Below are 19,382 nucleotides of genomic sequence, written 5' to 3'. Positions count from 1 at the left end.
CAGCCCGCGCAGGCTGTCAACGCGTCACTCGGGCTTTCAACCAGCTTTAGGAGCCGTGCAGCAAGCCCATGATGTTTCTGCACAGTTTCTGGACACGCGAAGTCCCCTTGTCTAAAAGCATCACCGCCGAATTCCCGGACTTCTTCGATTGGATTGCTATGAGCGGCGTCAACGAGATCAGGTCGACCTTCCTCAACTTCTTCGCCGCGAACGGCCACGAGATCGTGCCGTCCTCGCCGCTCGTGCCGCGCAACGACCCGACCCTGATGTTCACGAACGCCGGCATGGTGCAGTTCAAGAACGTCTTCACCGGCGTCGAGAAGCGCGCTTACAACCGCGCCACCACGTCGCAGAAATGCGTGCGCGCCGGCGGCAAGCACAACGATCTCGACAATGTCGGCTACACCGCCCGGCACCACACCTTCTTCGAGATGCTCGGCAACTTCTCCTTCGGCGACTATTTCAAGGAGAACGCCATCGAGCTCGCCTGGAAGCTCGTCACCAAGGAGTTCGGCCTTCCCAAGGACAAGCTGACCGCGACCGTCTATATCGACGACGACGAGGCGTTCGGCCTCTGGAAGAAGATCGCCGGCCTGCCGGAATCCCGCATCATCCGCATCGCCGGCTCGGACAATTTCTGGCAGATGGGCGACACCGGCCCGTGCGGCCCGTGCTCGGAAATCTTCTACGACCACGGCGACAAGATCTGGGGCGGCCCGCCCGGCTCGCCGGAGGCCGATGGCGACCGCTTCATCGAGATCTGGAACCTCGTGTTCATGCAATATGAGCAGCTCGAGGGCGGGGTCCGCAATCCGCTGCCGAAGCCGTCGATCGACACCGGCGCGGGCCTGGAGCGCGTTGCGGCGGTGCTGCAGGGCAAGCACGACAATTACGACATCGACCTGTTCGTCGCCCTGATCCGCGCCATCGCCGACCTCACCAATGCCGACCCGCAGGGCCCGCAGAAGGCGTCGCTCCGCGTCATCGCCGATCATCTCCGCGCCTCGTCGTTCCTGATCTCCGACGGCGTGCTGCCGTCGAACGAAGGCCGCGGCTATGTGCTGCGCCGGATCATGCGCCGCGCGATGCGCCACGCCCAGTTGCTCGGCGCCCGCGAGCCCCTGATGCACAAGCTGGTCGGCACGCTCTCCCGCGAGATGGGCCGGGCCTATCCGGAGCTGATCCGCGCCGAGGCGCTCATCAAGGAGACGCTGCGACTCGAAGAGACCCGCTTCCGCAAGACCCTGGAGCGCGGGCTGGCCATCCTCGACGAGAAGTCTGCCACTCTGAAGAAGGGCGACATGTTCGACGGCGACGTCGCCTTCACGCTGTACGACACCTACGGCTTCCCGCTCGATCTCACCCAGGACGCGCTGAAGTCGCGCGGCATCAGCGTCGACCAGGCTTCCTTCACCGACGCCATGGACCGCCAGCGCGCCAAGGCGCGCGCGGCCTGGGCCGGCTCCGGCGAGGCTGCGACCGAGACCGTCTGGTTCCCGCTGCGCGAGAAGCTCGGCGCCACCGAGTTCCTCGGCTATGAGACCGAGACCGCCGAAGGCGCAGTGACCGCGCTGGTCAAGGACGGCGCCGAGGTCGAGAGCCTCAAGTCCGGCGAGAGCGGCGTCATCGTGCTCAACCAGACCCCGTTCTACGGCGAATCCGGCGGCCAGGTCGGCGACACCGGCCTCATGACCGGCGACGGCGTCCGCGTCCGCATCACCGACACCCAGAAGAAGGCCGGCGACCTGTTCGCGCATATCGGCACGGTAGAGCAGGGTACGCTCAAGCTCGGCTCCGCGCTGCAACTCGACGTCGATCACAGCAGGCGCTCGGCGATCCGCGCCAACCATTCGGCGACCCATATCCTGCACGAGGCGCTGCGCCAGGTGCTCGGCGACCACATCGCCCAGCGCGGCTCGCTGGTCTCGCCCGACCGCCTGCGCTTCGACTTCGTCCATCCGAAGCCGATCAGCCCGGAGGAACTCGCCCGCGTCGAGGACATCGCCAACGACGTCGTGCTGGAGAATGCCGAGGTCACGACCCGCCTGATGGGGCTGGACGATGCCCGCGAGGCCGGTGCCCGCGCGCTGTTCGGCGAGAAATATGGCGACGAGGTCCGCGTCGTCTCGATGGGCAACGTCGCGCGCGAGCAGGGCTCGAACGCGATGGGCTGGTCGGTCGAGCTGTGCGGCGGCACCCATGTCAGGCGCACCGGCGACATCGGCCTGATCGCGGTGACCTCCGAGAGCGCGGTGGCGTCCGGCGTCCGCCGCATCGAGGCGCTGACCGCTCGCGGCGCCCGCGCGCATGCCAACCACAATCTGTCGCTCGCCAGGGCCGCCGCGGCCGAGCTGCGCACCACGGTCGAGGACGTACCGGCGCGCATCACCGCGCTGATGGAGGAACGCAAGAAGCTCGAGCGTGAGCTGTCGGACGCGCGCAGGAAGCTCGCCATGGGTGGCGGCCAGGAGACCGGCAACGGCGCTCCCGCTGGGATCCGCGACGTCGGCGGCATCAAGCTGATGGCCCGCGCCGTCTCGGGCATCGAGATGAAGGATCTCAAGTCGCTGGCCGACGAGGCCAAGAAGCAGCTCGGCTCGGGCGTCGCCGCGATCGTCGGCGTCACCGAGGACGGCAAGGCCGGCGTCGTGGTCGGCGTCACCGCCGATCTCACCGCGCGTTTCAATGCGGTCGACCTCGTGCGCGCCGCGTCCGAGGCGTTGGGCGGCAAGGGCGGCGGCGGCCGTCCCGACATGGCCCAGGCCGGCGGCCCCGACGGCAGCAAGGCGGAGGCCGCGCTGGCCGCGATCGAAAGCGCGATCGGCAAGGCCGGCTGATCGTGCCGCCGCTCGGGCCGGGCGAGAGCGTTCGCGATCCCGATCTGCGCGACCGGCTGTACGAGCTGCTCGAGCACGACCATCTGCCGAGCACGCACGGCTCGCGCGTCGTCCAGTTCATCGTGCTCGTCATCACGCTCGACGTGCTGGCGGTAGTGCTGGCATCGGACCCGGACATCGCGGCCGCCATTGGCGGACTGCTGCGCGCGATCAAGATCGGCGCGCTGATCGTCTTCGCCGCGGAGTATGTCGCCCGTCTCTGGAGCGTCGCCGGCCACATGCCGCGGCGGCAGTCGCCGCGCCAGGATCGCTTCGCTTACGCCTTCTCCGCGCTCGGCGTCGTCGACCTCCTGTCCTTCGTGCCGGCCGCGATTGCGCTCGTGCTTGGCGACCGCAGCCTGGAAGCGGTGTGCATCGTGCTGCCGTTCCTCAAGCTGGTGCGCTATTCGCCGGCGCTGCGCTCGCTGCTGTCGGCGGTGCAGGCCGAGCGGCGCATCTTGATCGGCTGCCTCGTCATCCTGGCCGGCGCGGTGCTGCTGTTCGCCTCGCTGCTCTACGCGGTCGAGCGCGACGTCCAGCCGGACAAGTTCGGCACCATCCCGCATGCGATGTGGTGGGCGATCGTGACGCTCGGCACCGTCGGCTATGGCGACGTCGTGCCGGTGACGCCGCTCGGCCGCATCATCACGGTGTTCGCGATCATCTGGGGCTTTGCCATGATCGCGCTGCCGGTCGCGATCATCTCGACCGCGTTCGCCGAGGAGATCAAGCGGCGCGACTTCGTCGTCACCTGGGGCATGCTGGCGCGGGTGCCGCTGTTCTCGCATCTTTCGGCGTCCGAAATCGCCGACATCATGCGGCTGCTGCGCGCGCGCACGATCGAGTCCGGCGAGGTGCTGGTGCGGCGCGGCGATGCCGCCTCCTCGATGTATTTCATCACTGCCGGCGAGGTCGAGATCGAGCTGCCGACGCAATGCGTCAAGCTCGCCGACGGCACGTTCTTCGGCGAGATCGCGCTGCTGCATCGGACCAAGCGCTCGGGCACCGTGACCGCGACACGCAAGACCCGGCTGCTGGTGCTCGACGCGCAGGATTTCCACGCCTTGATCGCGCGGATGCCGGCGCTGGCCGCGCATGTCCGGACCATCGCCAAGGCGCGCATGGCCGATTCCGGCGACCTCGCCCTCGCCGAGCTGTCGCAGGCCGAGCACGACGACCAGACGGACGGGTAGGTCCGAACAACGAGTCCCGCTGTCATCCTCCCCCTCCAGGGGAGGGTCGCCTCGCGGGGAGCGAAGCGAGACGTGAGGCGGGGTGGGGTGATCTCTCCGGCAGCACCAGCATCCGTGGCTTCACCCCACCCCGCTCGCCCGCTTCGCGTGCGATCGACCCTCCCCCTCCAGGGGAGGGTGAGACCGAGATCGTCGCCCAACACAGATTGCCCATCAACGTCCTCGCTGCGGCGAGCGGGGAGTGGCGCAGCTACGAGCTTTATCTCATCTACCAACCAGTCAAACAGCCGGGCATGCACACGCGGTCCCGCGGCGCGGTCGCGCCCGGGGGATGCGGAAAGCATTCGCCCTCGAAACATGATGAGGGCGCAGGGAATGCCGGGTGAGGGCCTCACCCATGGCCCGCCTGCGAAAAAAATGCAGGCGGCAGGTACCACAGGCAAAGCCGGTTCGTCCGGCATTCCCTGCGCGGCGGTTTTAACGCTTATACGCGATCTCCTCGGTGCACCGGGCTTGTTGGCCACCGTGCGCGACGACGCGCTTCTCGCTCGCTGCCGCGGGGACACCAGCTTCGGGGTGTCAGGACCACGCGACTTCACGTCCGCAAGCGCATCATTCGTCCGCGCATGAAGCGCGCTGATGCCCTCACGTCCACCGCATTGCCGGCCCAACGTTTCGTGACGACGCGTACGCCCCTCATCCGGACCGGAACGAAGGGAGCATAGACATGATTTGCTGATTTTCGGAAGTGGTTTATTTTTGCGCGAAGCTCTTGAAATGAGCGATGATATTGAAGTCGCTGACGAAACGCGCCGTTCCGGCGAGCGCCGATCGGGGGGCGGCGGAGACCGATTTCGTTGCATGAAAGGCAGGGACGCTGCTCGTCGGGCAAATCAACGAACAGGAGGTCACGACCGAATTCGACCCCATCGCTCTGACCTGCGCGGCGCAGCAAGCCGGCGGCTGTCTGCGGTACAACGGCCATGGCGCTCAGGCGTTCGAGACGGCAGCTTGTGACCAGAGTGCACGTTGCAAACGCAAGCGTTACAGGTAAATCGCGCAACCTCGTTCTTCGAGCTCAGCGAACCAGTTCGGGCGTGAGATCGTCGTCACCCAGCGCAGATCAAGCTTTTCGAGACGTGAAAGCTTGAGCAGCGCTTCCGGCAAGGCGGCGACAGGGTTCCCTCTCAAGTCGATCTGCCGCAGCTCCACCATTGAACCGATCTCTTCCGGCAAATGGGTCAAGCTATTGTTCCTGAGATGCAGCTCACGCAGCCGCGTCAACTTGGAAATGGTCATCGGCAGAGTCGTCAGGCGATTGTCGGCTACGCGAAGTTCGAGAAGTCCTGACATCTCGGTAACCGCGTCGGGCAGTCTTTCGAATTCGTTTGCGCTGATGTTGAGGTAGCGCAACCGGGTAAGTCGCCCCAACGACGACGGAAGCTCTTTCAGCGCATTGTCGTGCAAGTACAGGAAGTCGCTCAGGCCGACGAGTTCGCCTAGCGCAGCCGGAACCTGCCGTAACAGATTGTGGCCCAGGTCCAGCGTTCTCAGGGCGCGTAGCTCGCCGACCCTGTCCGAGATCTCCACCAGGCGATTGTCGGCCAGCACGAGCGATTGCAGATTCGTCCGATCCCAGACATGATCCGGCACGGCGCCGAGCGCCTGTTTCCACAAGGACAAGTGCAAGTCCGACGCGTTCCTCACGGCCAGATCATGCCTCGACTTCACCCGGAGACCAAGGGCGGTTCTGATCCATCTCGGGCATTTCGGTCCGTGGCGGAAGTTTACGCGATCGAGGTTCAACTGTAAGCAAGCCGACAGTGACACGACAAGGCAGTTTCTGACCCGAAGCTGGCTGACCCGCCAGCCGGCGCGTAACTGGTGTTTACAAACTTGAACCGCAATTGCCGATGCAAATCTGGTGGGTTGGATTTCATGGGATCGATGCTTTGAGAACGGCAATTGCATTGCTGCTTGTTGCAGGTGCGCTGTCAGTGTCCGCACGGGCCGAGAACGACAAATTACGTCAAGTGGTCTCAAACCTCAAAGCCTGCGTCCGCACGCATGCACCAACGGCCAAAGCCGCTGGGGTTAAGACAGCAGGCGACGCCGTCAACTTCTTCATCGAGACATGCGGCCCACCGCCCAGTTATCTTGGGCCAGCAAACGTGGGCACGATCCCTCCTGGTCTGCTTCGGGGCGTCGTTCGCGATGAGTGGAATGCCTTCATTCAAGATGCGCAGCCTCGCTAGGACGTACGACGCGCTCTCTCCTTGTCATTGCGAGCGCAGCGAAGCATTCCAAACTGTCTCTCCGAAGGATTCTGGATTGCGTCGCTGCGCTCGCAATGACGCGCGCAGACATCGTGCTTCCAGGCGAGCCGCTCGCCACCGATCGCCTCACGCGAATTGCGCGAGGCCGTGGCCGACCGACCAGTTCTCCTTGGCGGCGTCGAGGATGGTCATGAACAGGTCCTCCGGCCTGATGCCGGGGCTGTCCCCGAGCAGGTCGGCGATGCGTCGGAACAGCGCCTTCTTCTGCTCTCGCGTGCGGGTGTTGAAGACGGTGATCTGGATGTAGACGAGATCGTCGCTGCGGTTGATGCCGAAGGCGTTGCCATAGCGGAAGTTGGAAGGATCGTGCTCGGTGATGGTCATGAACTGATCGTCCTCCGGCACGTCGAGCGCCTCGCGCATCGCCCGGTAGAGGCTGTCGAAGATCGCCTGCCGGTAGGCCTCCGGCTTGCCCGCGCGCAGCGAGATGTGAAGCAGCGGCATCCCTAGTCCTTTCATCCGTGATGTCGGCTGAGAGGTTAGATGCGGCGGTGCGGTTCGGGTATGCTGGGGATCGAGATATCAGTCATAATGGCTGGAAATGACCGAACACCCGCTCGACCTGGACGAGGTCCAGGCCTTCGTCCGTATCGCCGAGCTCGGCAGCTTCACCCGTGCCGCCGAGGCGATGCAGACGACCCAGGCCGCGATCAGCCTGAAGCTGCGGCGGCTCGAGAACCGGCTGGGGTGCCGGCTGATCGAGCGCACGCCGCGTCATGTGCAGCTCTCGGAGCGAGGCAGGGTCTTCCTCGATCCTGCCCGTCAGCTGCTGGCAGCGCACGACCGCGCGCTCGCGGTGTTCGCCGGCGTGCGGCAGCGTCTGATCATCGGCATCAGCGACCATGTCGCCGGGCCGGAGCTGCCGGCGCTGATCGCGCGCATGAACGACCATGATCCGCATCTCGTGGTCGAGATCCGCATCGGATCGTCGGCCGACCTGCTGCAGAGCTACGACCGGCGCGAGCTCGAGGCGGTGATCGTCCGCCTGCATGCCGGACGCAGCGATGGCGACCTCGTGGCCGAGGAGAAGTTCGGCTGGTTCGCTGGCCCGGATTGGGAGCCGCGCGCGGGCGAGCCGTTGCCGGTCGCGACCATGGCCGAGCCGTGCGGCGTGCGCGCGATGGCCGCGCAGCATCTCGATGCGGCCGGCGTGTCCTGGGCCGAAATCTTCGTCGGCGGCGGCGTTGCGGCGGTCGTCGCGGCCGTCACGGCCGGGCTCGGCGTTGCCGCACTCGCGCCGCGCATGCTGCCATCGGGCGCGGTCGATGTCGGCGCAAGGCTCGGATTGCCGGAGCTGCCCCGGCTGCCGGTCGTGCTGCACACGCGGGTGAGGGACGGCCGGGCGCGCGCGGCGCTCGATGCCCTCGTGGCGGCCTTCCGAAGCGCGGTGCGGGCGTGATGCATGCGGCGCGTGCCGCGGCGCAGGTGATGGAGCTTGGAGCTGAGATCAACTCCGAACGGTATTTCGGCGGACGGATTGATGTCCTGCTCGCGCGTGCCCGCGCGCAGATCTGATCGCTCTTGGAATTGGCTCCTCAGGGGTCGCCGGGGTGGAATTGACGTAAGCCTTATTCCGCAATGCGGGATGTGACACTCGTGTCACAGTTACGGTTATACCGACTCCAAAATATAATATGACTATTCAAGGGCGCCCTGGTGCTTGCTAGGATTGCCATCCAATCTCAGGTTGACGAAATCGCTCCTCGAATGAGCGGCGGCCGGGGTTGAGCCGTGGGGAAGCGCGTGCCGGGACGAAGGCTCTGGGCCGGACGCGACAGAACAACATCCAGAGCCTGGGGACGCTGCGAGGAGCAGGAAAAATGAGTGGGTTTGCGACGACCGCGCGCATGTGCGGCGTAGGGATTGCCTTGTCTTGTTTGTTGGGTGGCGGTGGTGCGGTCGCGGCCGATCTGCCGATGAAGGCGCCGCCGATTCCCTATGCGGGTGTCGATGATTTCTGGACGCGGCCGTATCTGTTCGGCGATCTCGGCCGGACCAGGCTGAAGGAGCAGGGCATCTCGCTCGCGCTCACGCTCGGCGACGAAGCCGTCACCAATCTGTCGGGTGGCTCGCGCAACACCGCGGCCAATGCCGGGCAATTGTGGTTCGAAGCCAAGTTCGACATGGCCAAGCTCGCCGGCATCCAGGGCGGCATGATTGGCGTGACGCTGGTCGATCGCTTCGGCAAGAATCTCAACAGCGAGGCCGGCATTCCGGCGCTGCAACTGACCAACGAGGTGTTCGGCCGCGGCAACATCCTGCGCCTCACCGAATTCTACTATCAGCAGAAGCTGTTCGACGACCGCCTCGTGCTCAAGGGCGGCCGGCTGCCGGTCGGCTCCGACTTCTTCTTCGGCCAGTGCGAGTTCATCAACCTGACCTTCTGCGGCGGCCAGCCGGGCAACATCCAGGGCGGCTACATCTACAATTGGCCGGTGAGCCAGTGGGCCGGCGTCGTGCACTACAACTTCACCAAGGAATGGAAGCTGTCGGTCGGCGTCTACGACGCCAATCCGAACTATCTGACGACGTCGGACGCCGGCGTCTACCTCGCGCCGGGCATTCCGCGCTCCACTCCCGCCTCGGGCGTGCTGGTGCCGGTGGAAGTGGTGTGGGAGCCGAGCGGTCCGCTGAACGGCACCTGGCGCTTCGGCGGCTGGTATGACAGCGCGTCGACGATCGACGGCGGCTTGCCCGGCATCGTCGCCGTCGTCCCCGGTGGTCCCGGCGTGGGAGATCAGAATCTCAGCAGCCAGCGCGGCCGCTACGGCTTCTACGAATCGATCCTGCAGCGGCTGACGGTCGAGGGTCCCAAGGCGCAGGGCTGGTACACCTTCCTCAACACCAGCGTCGCCGATCACCGCACCTCGTATCAGGACTACCAGATCTCCTGGGGCGTCAAGCACACCGGCACCTTCTCGTTCCGTCCCGACGACGAGGTCGGCTTCGCGGTCGGCACGACGCATGTCAACTCGGCGGCGCTGACGCCGAATGCCGGCGGCAACGAGGTGCCGATCGAGGCCTGGTATGGCTGGCAGGCGACCGGCTGGATGAACCTGAAGTTCGACGCCCAGTATGTCATCAATCCGGGCGGACGCGGCTTCAACGCCGCCGGCTTGAAGACCGGCAATGCGGTGGTGCTCGGCCTGCGGACGGTCGTGCACTTCTGATCCTGTGATGTGAGCCGACGGGGCGGGTGTGCAGCATCCGCCCCATCTGCGCGAGGCGTCTCGGCTGTCCCGGCTCGCCGATCCGATGCGGAGCTGGCGTATCCTACCCATCCGGGTGGGCCGCGATGCGATGACGTCGATTGACTCTTTCGCATTGCGACACGACATCTCCTGGACCGCGACGCCGAGCTGCCAGGAGACCGCCATGACCGCAACAGACACCCATCCCGTCGCCGGCCGACGCCTGGGCGACGAGGTCGTGGACTGGCTCACCAACGGCACCCGCGACGAGCGCTTCATCGACAACATCTTCGGGCAGATGTGCAACCGGCTGCAGCGTGCCGGCATTCCGGTGAAGCGGGCCTCGCTGCACGTCCAGATCAATCATCCGCAGTGGCTCGGCGCGCGCATGCTGTGGAGCGACGGCATGGAGGGCGCCGACATCGCCCGCGTCGACTACGACGTCCGCGAGCGCTCGGAATACATCGGCAGTCCCGCCAGCGAAATCCATGAGGGCGTCGAGGAGATCCGCGAGAACCTCGCGCGCGACCCCGAGCTCGGCCGTCGGCACGCGATCTATGACGAGATGCGGGCGCAGGGCCTGACCGACTATGTCGCATGGCCGATGTATCACACGCTGGGCAAGCGCCACATCGTCACCTTCGCGACCGACCGGCGCGGCGGCTTCGACCAGGCGCATATCGATGCGCTGTTGCGGCTCGTGCCGGTGCTGGCGCTGGTCAGCGAGATCCGCGTCAAGAACCGCTTGGCGCGGACCCTGCTCGAAACCTATGTCGGGCCGCATGCCGGCGAGATGGTGCTGGCCGGCGCCACCCGGCGCGGCAGCGGCACCACGGTGCGTGCCGCCATCATGATCTGCGACCTCCGGGACTTCACCCGCATCTCCGATAACTGGCCGCGCGACGACGTCATCGATCTGCTCAACAGCTATTTCGATGCCATGGTGGAGCCGATCACGCAGCACGGCGGCGAGATCCTGAAGTTCATCGGCGACGGCCTGCTGGCGATCTTTCCGCTCACCGAGCCCGCTGCCTGCGCCAACCTGCTGCACGCCGTGAGCGGCGCCCGCAAGGCGATGACCGAGCTGAACGCGCGCAACGGCGAGACCGGCCGCGCGCCGCTGAACTACGGCATCGGTGTCCATGTCGGCGACGTCATGTATGGCAATATCGGCTCGCGCACCCGGCTGGATTTCACCGTCATCGGCCCCGCGGTCAACATGGCCTCGCGCATGGAGGCGTTGACCAAGCAGGTGGGCCGGCCGGTGCTGCTGTCGCGCGATTTCGCCGAGCTCGTCGAAGGCCCGTTCGCGCTGGAGCGCGTCGGCGAATTCCCGGTGCGCGGATTCAACGACCCGATCGAGCTGTTTTCGTTCGATGGGTAGGGCATTCAGTAGGGTGGGCAAAGGCGCAGCCGCGCTGTCTCCACGTTCGAGATCGTGGTGGCGCCGTGCCCATCATCCTGCTGATGAGTTCGTGGAAAGACGGCGGGCACGCAGCCGCCTGCTGCTTTGCCCACCTTACGCGGACTTCTCCGCCGTTCACGCCTCGTCCAAAAACGGCGCCACAACCTCGCGCGTCTCAGCGCTCGTCACCACCGGCACGATCTCGAACGTCATGCCGGAGTCGCGAGCATTGGAGAGAATCCATTGCTGCAGCAGGCGGGCGTCGTCGCATTCCATCAATTGGAAGCAGCGGTCGAAATTGGGTTCGATCCAGCTGCCGAGATATTTCAGCCCGTCGGGAAACGTGATGCCGGGATCGCGGACGCGGCGATAGACCGGGATCGGATCGCGGTCCTTGAAACGTTCGATCACCATGAACAGCATGCGCGCCTCCGTCCTGACGTGCACGCATTGTGCGGTGAATCGGTGCGGGGTGCCAGCCCGGGGGGACATCGTTCGCCTGACGGACGAGGCCGCGATGGCCTCGTGGACGAGACGCCTTTCCCTGGCGCAGTCCTTGCTTCTGCGAGGGAACTCGCATCCAACGGGAAGAGAAACCCATGAAGAAGGCACGTCTCGTCGCGTACGCTCTGGTTGCAGCGGTGCTGGCCGCACCCGCCTTCGCGGAGGAGCTGACCGGCACCTTGCAGAAGATCAAGGAGACCGGCGCGATCACGATCGGCTACCGCGAAACCTCGCTGCCGTTCTCCTACATCGACGACAACCAGAAGCCGCTCGGCTTCGCGCTCGACATCTGCAACAGGATCGTCGACGAGATCAAGGCGACGCTGACGCTCGACAGGCTGGAGGTGAAGCTGACGCCGGTGTCGTCGGCGACCCGCATTCCGCTGATCGCCAACGGCACCATCGATCTCGAATGCGCCTCGACCACCAACAACATCGAGCGCCAGCGGCTGGTGTCGTTCTCGCCGACCTATTTCCTCACCGCCAACCGCTTCGTCGCCAAGGCCGCGAGCGGCCTCAAGACCATCGACGACCTCAAGGGCAAGACCGTCGCCTCGACATCGGGCACCACCAACATCAAGCAGCTCTTCGAGGCCAACACGGCGCGCCAGCTCGGCATGAACGTGCTGACGGCCAAGGACAATGCCGAAGGTTTTCTGATGGTCGAGAACGGTCGCGCCGACGCCTATGTGATGGACGACATCCTGCTCGCGGGCCTGGTGGCCAGCGCGAAGACGCCGTCGGACTTCGTGATCTCGACCGATCAGTTCTCGATGCCGGAGCCCTATGGGATCATGCTGCGCAAGGACGATCCGGCCTTCAAGGCCGTCGTCGACCGCGCCGCCACGAAGCTCTATACGAGCCCGGAGATCGCGGCCTTGTACGCCAAATGGTTCATGGCGCCGGTGCCGCCGAAAGGCGTCAACTTCAACTTCCCGATGACATCCGCGCTGCAGAAGGCGTTCGCGCATCCGAGCGACAGCGGCGATCCCAAGGCCTATTAGTATCTTCGGCTTATGTCATACGGCGTATCGACAGGATGGGATGAGGCCGGCGCTCGCGCGGGTCTCGTCCCGCGCTACTGCCCCGAGGGCGTGCGCAGCCCGTGCCAGGCGTCGCGCACCTGGTGGTAGTGAACCTCGGGCAGGTAGTCCGGCGTGTTCAAATTGAGATTTTTGACGTCGAGCCGGCCGATCGCGCTGAGCAGCGTGTAGGAGGCGATGACGCGGTCGCGCTGGGCGCCGATCAGCCGCGCCTTGGCCTGGATCAGGTCGGCCTGCGAGTTGAGCACGTCGACCGTGGTGCGCTGGCCGCCCTGGGCCTCGCGCGAGACGCCTTGCAGCGCGACGGTGGCGGCCTTTACCTCGGCCTCGGAGGCGCTGACGGCGACCTTGGCGCCTTCATTGGCGACCCAGGCGCTGACCACCGCGGTGCGCGCCTGGTTGCGGACCTGGTCGAGCACGAGGCGGCTCTGCGCCGCGAGCTCCTTGCTCTGGCGGGTCTGCGACGCCGCCGTGCCGCCGTCATAGATAGGCGCGGTGACGCTGCCGACGATCGAGGCCTGGTCGGTGCCGAAGGTGCCCAGCGTCTGATCCGAATCGCGGCTGCGGCTGACACCGCCCTGCAGGGTCACGCTCGGCAGCAGCGCGCCCTCGGCGACCTTGATCGAGGTCGAGGCCGCGTCGACGTCGAAGCTCGCCGCAGCCACGGCCGGATTTTCCTTGTTGCCGAGCGCAATCGCGTCCTCGCGGCTGCGCGGCAGCAGGCGATCGATCGGGTCGGCCGCGCGCAGCTGGCCTGGCGCCATGCCGATGACCTGGGCATAGGTCGCCTGGCTGATGGCGAGGTTGACCTCGGCGGCGTTGAGATCGGACAGGCCGCGCGACAGCCGCGCCTCGGCCTGCGAGGCGTCGGTCGGCGTGACGTCGCCGGCATTGAGGCGGCGCTGCGTGACGGAGAGCGTCTCGCGCAGGAAGGCGACGTTGGAGCGCTGTGCCTCGACCAGCGACTGGTTGGCGAGCACGTTGGTGTAGGCGGTGACGGCGTCGAGCAGCACGCCCTGGCCGACATTGCGCAGCGCCTCGCGGCCGGACTGCACCTGCAGCTCCGCCATGCGCACGCTGTTGGCGGTGCGGAAGCCGTTGAACAGCGTCTGCGTGACGGTCACGCCGATGGTCCAGGGCTTCAGCGTCGCGGTCTGGATCGTGTTGTTGGGGAGCAGGTTGCGCACGGCCTGCAGGCCGGCGCCGAGGCTCGCGATCAGTTGCGGACGATAGCCGGCCAGCGCCTGCGGCACGTTCTCGTCGGTCGCGCGCTGGCGCGCGCGCTCGGCATTGAGCGCCGGGTTGGTCTGATAGGCCTTCGCGAGCGCGGCCGCGAGATCCTCGGCGCGCACGGGCGAGCAGACGACGAGGCTGGCCGCGAGGGTCAGGCCGAGGCCGATCCTTCGCGCACGCACCTCGCCGACGCCAAATTCCTTGGCTCGACCCACCATCCGACTCCGCCGCGTCCCACTGTCTTAACCAGTTGTTTACCTGTTTAGGGCGGATGGCGGCCACACACAAACCGCGGATGTGGAATCCGGCAGGCTTTTCCATGGTTTGTTGTGTCGTGCTCGCCACAGACCGTTTGTCGCAGTGCTGCGACATGGCCGCACGGATACGCGCTCGGTAGGCGGGTGAGGGGCACCCGTGGACATCAGAGGCAGATCGATTCGTTCAGCTGCGAGTGACCCGCAGCAATCTCACCGGTTCTTGTTCACCGGCTTGCGCTTCTCGATGAAGGCAGCCATGCCCTCGGCGCGGTCCTCCAGCGCGAAGGTGGCGTGGAACAGGTTGCGCTCGACATTCATGCCTTCGGAGAGCGGGGTCTCGAAGGCGCGGTTGACGGCCTCCTTGGCCATCGCCGCCGCCGGGCGCGACATCGCCGCGATCTTCTCGGCCGCAGCCATCACCTCGTCCATCAGCCTGTCGGCCGGCACGATGCGGCTGACGAGGCCGGAGCGCTCGGCCTCGGCCGCATCCATCATGCGGCCGGTGAGGCAGAGGTCCATCGCCTTGGCCTTGCCGATCGCGCGCGTCAGGCGCTGGGTGCCGCCGATGCCCGGAATGGTGCCGAGCGTGATCTCGGGCTGGCCGAATTTCGCGGTATCGGCGGCGATGATGAAGTCGCACATCATCGCGAGCTCGCAGCCGCCGCCGAGCGCGTAGCCCGCGACTGCGGCGATGGTCGGCTTGCGGCAGCGCGCGACGCGGTCGCCGCCGATCGCGGTGAAGTCGCTCGAGAACATGTCGATGAAGCTCTTCGGCTGCATCTCCTTGATGTCGGCGCCGGCGGCGAACGCTTTCTCGCTGCCGGTGATCACGATGCAGCCGATGGCGTCGTCGGCCTCGAGGTCGTCCACGGCGGCGGCGATCTCGCGGAAGACGCCGAACGACAGCGCGTTGAGCATCTTCGGCCGGTTCAGGGTGATGACACCGACCGCGCCTTTGCCTTCGACGATGATGTGCTCGTAGACGCTCATGATCCCACCCCGAGAAATCAAAACAGCGGGCAATGTGCCCGCTGGATCGATGCGCATCAAGTAGGTGCGGCGCCGCGCGGCGCCTCAGATCATGAACATCCGCGCCGCCGAGCCCAGGGTGAGCAGGGTGCCGCAGGCGATGAAGATCTTGCCGATGATCGAGGCCTTGTCCCAGCCGGAGCTGTCGTCATTGCTGACCGTGACCATGTTCACGGTGACGTCCGAGGCCGCCGGCGCATCGCTCGGCGCGGCGTCGGTCGATTGCGCCGCAGGTGCGGCCTGAGCCTGGGCTTCGGCCGGCAGCGGCGCCGGGAAGCCGTCCTGCTTCGCCGCCGGAGCGCTCTCGGACCCCACCGGCAAGAACGGACTGTAGCTCTGCTGTTCGGCCGCGCGCGCGAATCCAGTGCCAACGAGGCCCAGAACGAACGCGGCGGCAATGATCAATGCTGAACGTCCACTGGCTTGGATCGTCATCGTCGGCTTTCTCCCCATCCCGCCAGCCCAAGCCGGAGTGAGACCCCGACAGATGTCGAGAACGGGGCAGAAAATGGGTATCTTCCTGCCGCTCACGGCAAAAGCTGGGCGCCGCCGCACTTTGCGACGCTGCCCATCAAACCTGATCATGCACCTCGCGATTCGGTGCTATGGAGCGGTTCCAAGACTTGCCCGGTGGCGTGCTCTCGGTGTGGCGTAACTCGGATGGTTCCGAGGCCAAAGTCCTCATCACGAATTAGTGATGAGGATGGAGCGAGAGTAACAAACTGAGTGTTTCGGGCGAATTGCTGGGGGTGGAGCGGAGTTGCGCGAGCGTGACGACGAGTGGACGGGCTGGATGCGCCAGGCCGTCGCCGGTGACGACGAGGCCTATCATCGCCTGCTGAGGGCGATCACGCCCGTGCTGCGCGCGGCATCACGGCGCGGGCTGGCGCGCGCCGGTCAGCCCCCCGACCAGGCCGAGGACATCGTGCAGGAAATTCTGTTGGCGGTTCACCTGAAGCGGCACACCTGGGACGTCGACGCGCCGTTCGCGCCCTGGCTGTTCGCGATCGCGCGCAACAAGCTGATCGACATGCTGCGCCGGCGTGGCCGGCGGGTGTTCGTCGACATCGACGATTTCTCGGAGACGCTGGCCGACGCGCCGCCGGCGCCCACCGTCTCGGCCAGCGAGGTCGAGGCGCAGCTGAAGACGTTGCCGCAGCGTCAGCGCGACGTGCTGCAGTCGATCGCAGTCGAGGCCGCCTCGATCAAGCAGACCGCGGAGAAGTTTTCGATGAGCGAGGGCGCGGTGCGGGTGGCGCTGCACCGGGCGCTCGCAAGCCTCACGGCCAAGCTACGGGATACCTGACCATGGACACCGATCAGCTCATCCGCACCCTCGCGGCCGACAATGCGCAGCGCGCGCAGCCGGTCGGCATCGTGCTGGCGCTGGCCCTGATGGCGGCGACGCCGGTATCGACCGCGATGCTGCTCATCGGCCTCGGCGTCCGGCCGGACATCTGGCTCGCGGTGCGCAATCCGTTCTTCGACCTGAAGTTCGTCGTCACCACGGCGCTGGCGATCCCGGCGCTGATCATCGGGCTGCATCTGTCGCGCCCCGAAGCCTCGCTGCAGGGCTGGAGCTGGCTGCTGATCGCGCCGATCGTCGTCCTCATCGGCGGCATGGCGGCGGAGATGATGCTGCCGCAGCGCACGCCGATGATGGCGCGGCTGGTCGGCCACAATTCGATGGTGTGCATGAGCGCCATTCCCGTGCTGTCGCTGCCGCTGCTGGCCGCCGCGCTGTTCGGCCTGCGCCATGGCGCGCCGTCGCGTCCGGCGATGACGGGTGCGATCGCCGGCCTGGTCTCGGCGGGCATCGCGGCGACGCTCTATGCCGCGCATTGCACCGACGACTCGCCGCTGTTCGTGGCGACCTGGTACACGGTGGCCGCGCTGATCGTGGCCGGGCTCGGCGCGCTCATCGGCGCAAGGGTCCTGCGCTACTGAGGGGGCTGCGCGACAAGCGAGGTCGCGACTACGCCTGCATCGGCGCCGCGGCGTCCTGCACGCGGTGGAAGCGCAACACCTGCTGCGCGGTGGACCGCCGGAGCCGCTCATAGGTCGCCTTGCAGGCGTCGAGATCGGCCGGCGCGGTGGTGGCGAGCTCGTCGCGCATCAGGATGATCGATCTCACCGTTGGCCAGGACAGACCTGCGACCTTGGCAAGGATCATCACGCCCTCGGCGCGGCTTTCGATCATGATGCTTTCGGCGACCGCGACCGGCACGTTGGCCATGGCCGCGACGGCGGCATTGGCCTCGTCGAACTTGCGCTGCTCGGTGAACTGCACGACGAGACGGTCGTCGAGCCGGCCCTCGGCATGCAGCGAGCGCACCAGCGCGTGCGCGATCTCGGTCTGGCTGGTCAGCGCCACCGCGCTCGATCGCGCCCGCCGGCCCGCCATGCGCACCGCCGAGGAGACCTCCTGCGCGAGCTTCGGATTTGCCGCCTCGAGCCGCGTGCGGACGGTGGCAGACGCCTTGGCGACCAGCTTCAGATAGAGGTGGCGCGGCAGATTGGGCCGCATGGCGAGGCACGCGACGAGGTTTTCGTCCAGCGCGGCGCGATCGACCAGCGTGTCGAGGCTGGTCCCCGAGACGTCGGCGCCGGGATTGCTGACGGTGCTGTGAACGACCTCGTCGTTGCCGCGCCTGAGCAGGATGTCGGTGACGGCGTGGCTGAGCACGCGCCGGAGCGAGATCGCGAGCAGATGCGCCTGGCTCTTGGTCTCGGCTGTGCGGATCAGCGCGGCCTCGTCGAGCCGTTCCGACTTCGACAGGACGGGGCCTGCGACATCGATGGCGTCGTCATCCGCCAGCCGGTGCAGCGTCCGCGGCGGCGCCGACGCAAGCGGCGCAAGCCGGCGCGCGAGCAGGGCGCGGGCCGAGATCTCGATGTGGTCGATCAGGCATTCGAATACGTCGTCGAACAGCGCGACCTGGTCATCGGCGAAGTCCGTCGCGCCGTCGACGAACAGGTCCGTCACCTTGCGCAGGGTCTCGACCCGCCGCGCGACGGTGCCGTGCGCGAGCGTGTCCTCGAGCTCGTCGAGCAGGCTTTCGTTCGGGGTGGGTTTCGGGGGCATGCCGGGATGGCTCAGGCGCTGGTGACGCGATTGCGGCCCTGCGCCTTCGAGTCGTAGAGCGCCCGATCGGCCCGGGCGAGCAGCGAATCGGCGGTCTCGTCGCCGCGCGGGGCGGCCACGCCGGCCGAGAACGTGACCTGCAGGCCGGTCGAGAACGCACTCCAGTCGAGGCCGGCGATGATCTGGCGCAATCGTTCGGCGAGCCGCGCGGCGGCGTCCGCCGGCGCGCCCGGCAGCACCAGCAGGAATTCCTCGCCGCCGTAGCGGCCGAAGCGGTCGCTGCCGCGAATGTTGGCGAAGATCGTGATAGCGAAGGTGCGCAGCACGTCGTCGCCGGTCGGATGACCATGCGTATCGTTGATGCGCTTGAACCAATCGAGATCGATCAGCACGACCGAGCAGGGCTGGCCGCCCTGCCGCGCCTGCGCCATCTCCTCGTCCAGCACATCCATGATCGAGCGCCGGTTCAGCGCGCCGGTGAGCTCGTCGATCTCGGCCAGCTCCTCGATGCGGCGATAGGCTTCCTTGAGCTTCTGTCCGCGCTGGTACAGCGTCTCGCGCAGCGCGCTGGAGAAGATGCCGAGGAACATGCAGCCGGCGATGGTGAGGAGGAAGACCAGGAGCGTCGCGAGCCGCTCGAGGCCGCTGTCGTGCGGCATGCCGAGCGGCTTGTCGGTGAGCAGGAACAATCCCGCCAGCCCGATCGCGAGGAACGTCCAGCAGATCGCGCTCTGGCGCGGCGTCGCGCGCAGCGAGGCGAAGGCGACGACGATGTACAGCGTGCACAGGAACAGGATGCTGACTTCGGGCGCGATGTAGCAGAACGCGACTGTGATCATCATGCTGGCGAGCGATTGCGGCACCACGAGGTAGTGGTCGCGGAAACGGTCGTTGAAACCGCTCTCCGACAAAGCGGTCCACAGCGCGACGGTGAGAACGCCGATCGCTGCGTAGGCTGGCGCGATCGTGACCGGGACGGTGCCCGCCTTGGCGTAGATCAGCAGGATGACGGCGTCGATCAGGTAGCATCCTGCGACCAGCGCCAGCATCTGCCGGCGCCGCCCGGCACGACGCGCGCGCAGGTCGCTGGACGGAGACGGCTGCGCGTCCCCGGCCTCAGCGACATTCGGACTGGGAAAAGGCGGTGCCGTCGTGCCCATGTGCTCGCGATTCTTCGTCGTTGGCTCAAAATCTACGTGGGAAAGCATTTAACTTTGGTATCTATGGGCA

General features: G+C 66.5%; 16 protein-coding genes. 8 read left to right on the top strand and 8 right to left on the bottom strand.

From position 1 onward, the window contains the following. Positions 1–158 precede the first annotated feature (158 nt). Both alaS and QX132_RS20905 read left to right on the top strand, forming a co-directional pair. On the top strand, positions 159–2,837 hold the full coding sequence (gene alaS, locus QX132_RS20910) for an alanine--tRNA ligase (protein WP_316162790.1): 2,679 nt from the start codon (positions 159–161) through the stop codon (positions 2,835–2,837). A gap of 2 nt (positions 2,838–2,839) precedes the next feature. Continuing rightward, positions 2,840–4,069: a cyclic nucleotide-gated ion channel gene (locus QX132_RS20905; RefSeq protein WP_315739936.1), complete on the top strand. Its 1,230-nt coding sequence runs from the start codon at positions 2,840–2,842 to the stop codon at positions 4,067–4,069. A gap of 1,044 nt (positions 4,070–5,113) precedes the next feature. On the opposite strand, the gene QX132_RS20900 is transcribed toward QX132_RS20905, so the two are convergent. Further along, entirely contained in the window at positions 5,114–5,752 is a 639-nt protein-coding gene (locus QX132_RS20900) for a leucine-rich repeat domain-containing protein (RefSeq protein ID WP_316162739.1), read from the bottom strand. A gap of 719 nt (positions 5,753–6,471) precedes the next feature. Then, positions 6,472–6,849: a tautomerase family protein gene (locus tag QX132_RS20895; RefSeq protein WP_315798343.1), complete on the bottom strand. Its 378-nt coding sequence runs from the start codon at positions 6,847–6,849 to the stop codon at positions 6,472–6,474. 97 nt (positions 6,850–6,946) lie between these two features. Here QX132_RS20895 and QX132_RS20890 point away from each other — a divergent pair, with 97 nt between their 5' ends. The 3 genes from QX132_RS20890 (at position 6,947) to QX132_RS20880 (ending at position 10,980) form a co-directional block, all read left to right on the top strand. Then, positions 6,947–7,804 (top strand): LysR family transcriptional regulator, encoded by an 858-nt coding sequence (locus QX132_RS20890; protein WP_315716073.1) that lies wholly within the window; start codon positions 6,947–6,949, stop codon positions 7,802–7,804. A gap of 421 nt (positions 7,805–8,225) precedes the next feature. Beyond that, positions 8,226–9,575: a carbohydrate porin gene (locus QX132_RS20885; RefSeq protein ID WP_316162737.1), complete on the top strand. Its 1,350-nt coding sequence runs from the start codon at positions 8,226–8,228 to the stop codon at positions 9,573–9,575. 205 nt (positions 9,576–9,780) lie between these two features. Then, complete coding sequence (locus QX132_RS20880; RefSeq protein WP_316162735.1) at positions 9,781–10,980, top strand: adenylate/guanylate cyclase domain-containing protein; 1,200 nt, start codon at positions 9,781–9,783, stop codon at positions 10,978–10,980. A gap of 156 nt (positions 10,981–11,136) precedes the next feature. Here the strand turns inward: QX132_RS20880 and QX132_RS20875 are convergent, their stop codons facing one another. After that, complete coding sequence (locus QX132_RS20875; RefSeq protein ID WP_315739898.1) at positions 11,137–11,424, bottom strand: DUF3303 domain-containing protein; 288 nt, start codon at positions 11,422–11,424, stop codon at positions 11,137–11,139. Between the two features lie 176 nt (positions 11,425–11,600). Here QX132_RS20875 and QX132_RS20870 point away from each other — a divergent pair, with 176 nt between their 5' ends. Next, the gene (locus QX132_RS20870; protein WP_315770475.1) at positions 11,601–12,509 is read left to right on the top strand and encodes an amino acid ABC transporter substrate-binding protein; all 909 of its coding nucleotides are present in this window, start codon (positions 11,601–11,603) and stop codon (positions 12,507–12,509) included. Positions 12,510–12,583: 74 nt separating this feature from the next. Here the strand turns inward: QX132_RS20870 and QX132_RS20865 are convergent, their stop codons facing one another. From QX132_RS20865 to QX132_RS20855, 3 genes are all read right to left on the bottom strand, one after another. Next, positions 12,584–13,999 (bottom strand): TolC family outer membrane protein, encoded by a 1,416-nt coding sequence (locus tag QX132_RS20865; protein ID WP_315739896.1) that lies wholly within the window; start codon positions 13,997–13,999, stop codon positions 12,584–12,586. A gap of 249 nt (positions 14,000–14,248) precedes the next feature. Continuing rightward, a complete protein-coding gene (locus QX132_RS20860; RefSeq protein WP_315739895.1) occupies positions 14,249–15,028 on the bottom strand; it encodes an enoyl-CoA hydratase in 780 nt (259 codons plus the stop codon). 84 nt (positions 15,029–15,112) lie between these two features. Next, positions 15,113–15,502, bottom strand: a complete 390-nt coding sequence (locus QX132_RS20855) for a hypothetical protein (protein WP_315739894.1) — start codon at positions 15,500–15,502, stop codon at positions 15,113–15,115. A 325-nt stretch (positions 15,503–15,827) separates the two neighbouring features. Between QX132_RS20855 and QX132_RS20850 the strand changes: the two genes are divergently transcribed. Continuing rightward, positions 15,828–16,373, top strand: a complete 546-nt coding sequence (locus QX132_RS20850) for a sigma-70 family RNA polymerase sigma factor (RefSeq protein ID WP_315756517.1) — start codon at positions 15,828–15,830, stop codon at positions 16,371–16,373. 2 nt (positions 16,374–16,375) lie between these two features. Then, positions 16,376–17,014 (top strand): DUF1109 domain-containing protein, encoded by a 639-nt coding sequence (locus QX132_RS20845; protein ID WP_315777534.1) that lies wholly within the window; start codon positions 16,376–16,378, stop codon positions 17,012–17,014. A 28-nt stretch (positions 17,015–17,042) separates the two neighbouring features. Here QX132_RS20845 and QX132_RS20840 read toward each other — a convergent pair whose 3' ends face one another. Both QX132_RS20840 and QX132_RS20835 read right to left on the bottom strand, forming a co-directional pair. Further along, positions 17,043–18,152: a DUF2336 domain-containing protein gene (locus tag QX132_RS20840; protein ID WP_316162731.1), complete on the bottom strand. Its 1,110-nt coding sequence runs from the start codon at positions 18,150–18,152 to the stop codon at positions 17,043–17,045. A gap of 11 nt (positions 18,153–18,163) precedes the next feature. Further along, complete coding sequence (locus QX132_RS20835) at positions 18,164–19,312, bottom strand: GGDEF domain-containing protein (protein ID WP_315739890.1); 1,149 nt, start codon at positions 19,310–19,312, stop codon at positions 18,164–18,166. Between the last annotated feature and the right edge of the window lie 70 nt (positions 19,313–19,382).

The organism is Bradyrhizobium sp. SZCCHNRI20481, assembly GCF_032485055.1.
In the GTDB taxonomy this organism is placed as follows: Bacteria; Pseudomonadota; Alphaproteobacteria; order Rhizobiales; family Xanthobacteraceae; genus Bradyrhizobium.
This window is presented reverse-complemented; position numbering and strand designations above follow the sequence as displayed.

Coding starts and splice junctions, on each gene's coding strand:
- alaS (WP_316162790.1), top strand. CDS start 159: ATGAGCGGCGTCAACGAGATCAGGTCGACCTTCCTCAACTTCTTCGCC.
- QX132_RS20895 (WP_315798343.1), bottom strand. CDS start 6,849: ATGCCGCTGCTTCACATCTCGCTGCGCGCGGGCAAGCCGGAGGCCTAC.
- QX132_RS20890 (WP_315716073.1), top strand. CDS start 6,947: ATGACCGAACACCCGCTCGACCTGGACGAGGTCCAGGCCTTCGTCCGT.
- QX132_RS20885 (WP_316162737.1), top strand. CDS start 8,226: ATGAGTGGGTTTGCGACGACCGCGCGCATGTGCGGCGTAGGGATTGCC.
- QX132_RS20880 (WP_316162735.1), top strand. CDS start 9,781: ATGACCGCAACAGACACCCATCCCGTCGCCGGCCGACGCCTGGGCGAC.
- QX132_RS20875 (WP_315739898.1), bottom strand. CDS start 11,424: ATGCTGTTCATGGTGATCGAACGTTTCAAGGACCGCGATCCGATCCCG.
- QX132_RS20870 (WP_315770475.1), top strand. CDS start 11,601: ATGAAGAAGGCACGTCTCGTCGCGTACGCTCTGGTTGCAGCGGTGCTG.
- QX132_RS20865 (WP_315739896.1), bottom strand. CDS start 13,999: ATGGTGGGTCGAGCCAAGGAATTTGGCGTCGGCGAGGTGCGTGCGCGA.
- QX132_RS20860 (WP_315739895.1), bottom strand. CDS start 15,028: ATGAGCGTCTACGAGCACATCATCGTCGAAGGCAAAGGCGCGGTCGGT.
- QX132_RS20855 (WP_315739894.1), bottom strand. CDS start 15,502: ATGACGATCCAAGCCAGTGGACGTTCAGCATTGATCATTGCCGCCGCG.
- QX132_RS20845 (WP_315777534.1), top strand. CDS start 16,376: ATGGACACCGATCAGCTCATCCGCACCCTCGCGGCCGACAATGCGCAG.
- QX132_RS20840 (WP_316162731.1), bottom strand. CDS start 18,152: ATGCCCCCGAAACCCACCCCGAACGAAAGCCTGCTCGACGAGCTCGAG.
- QX132_RS20835 (WP_315739890.1), bottom strand. CDS start 19,312: ATGGGCACGACGGCACCGCCTTTTCCCAGTCCGAATGTCGCTGAGGCC.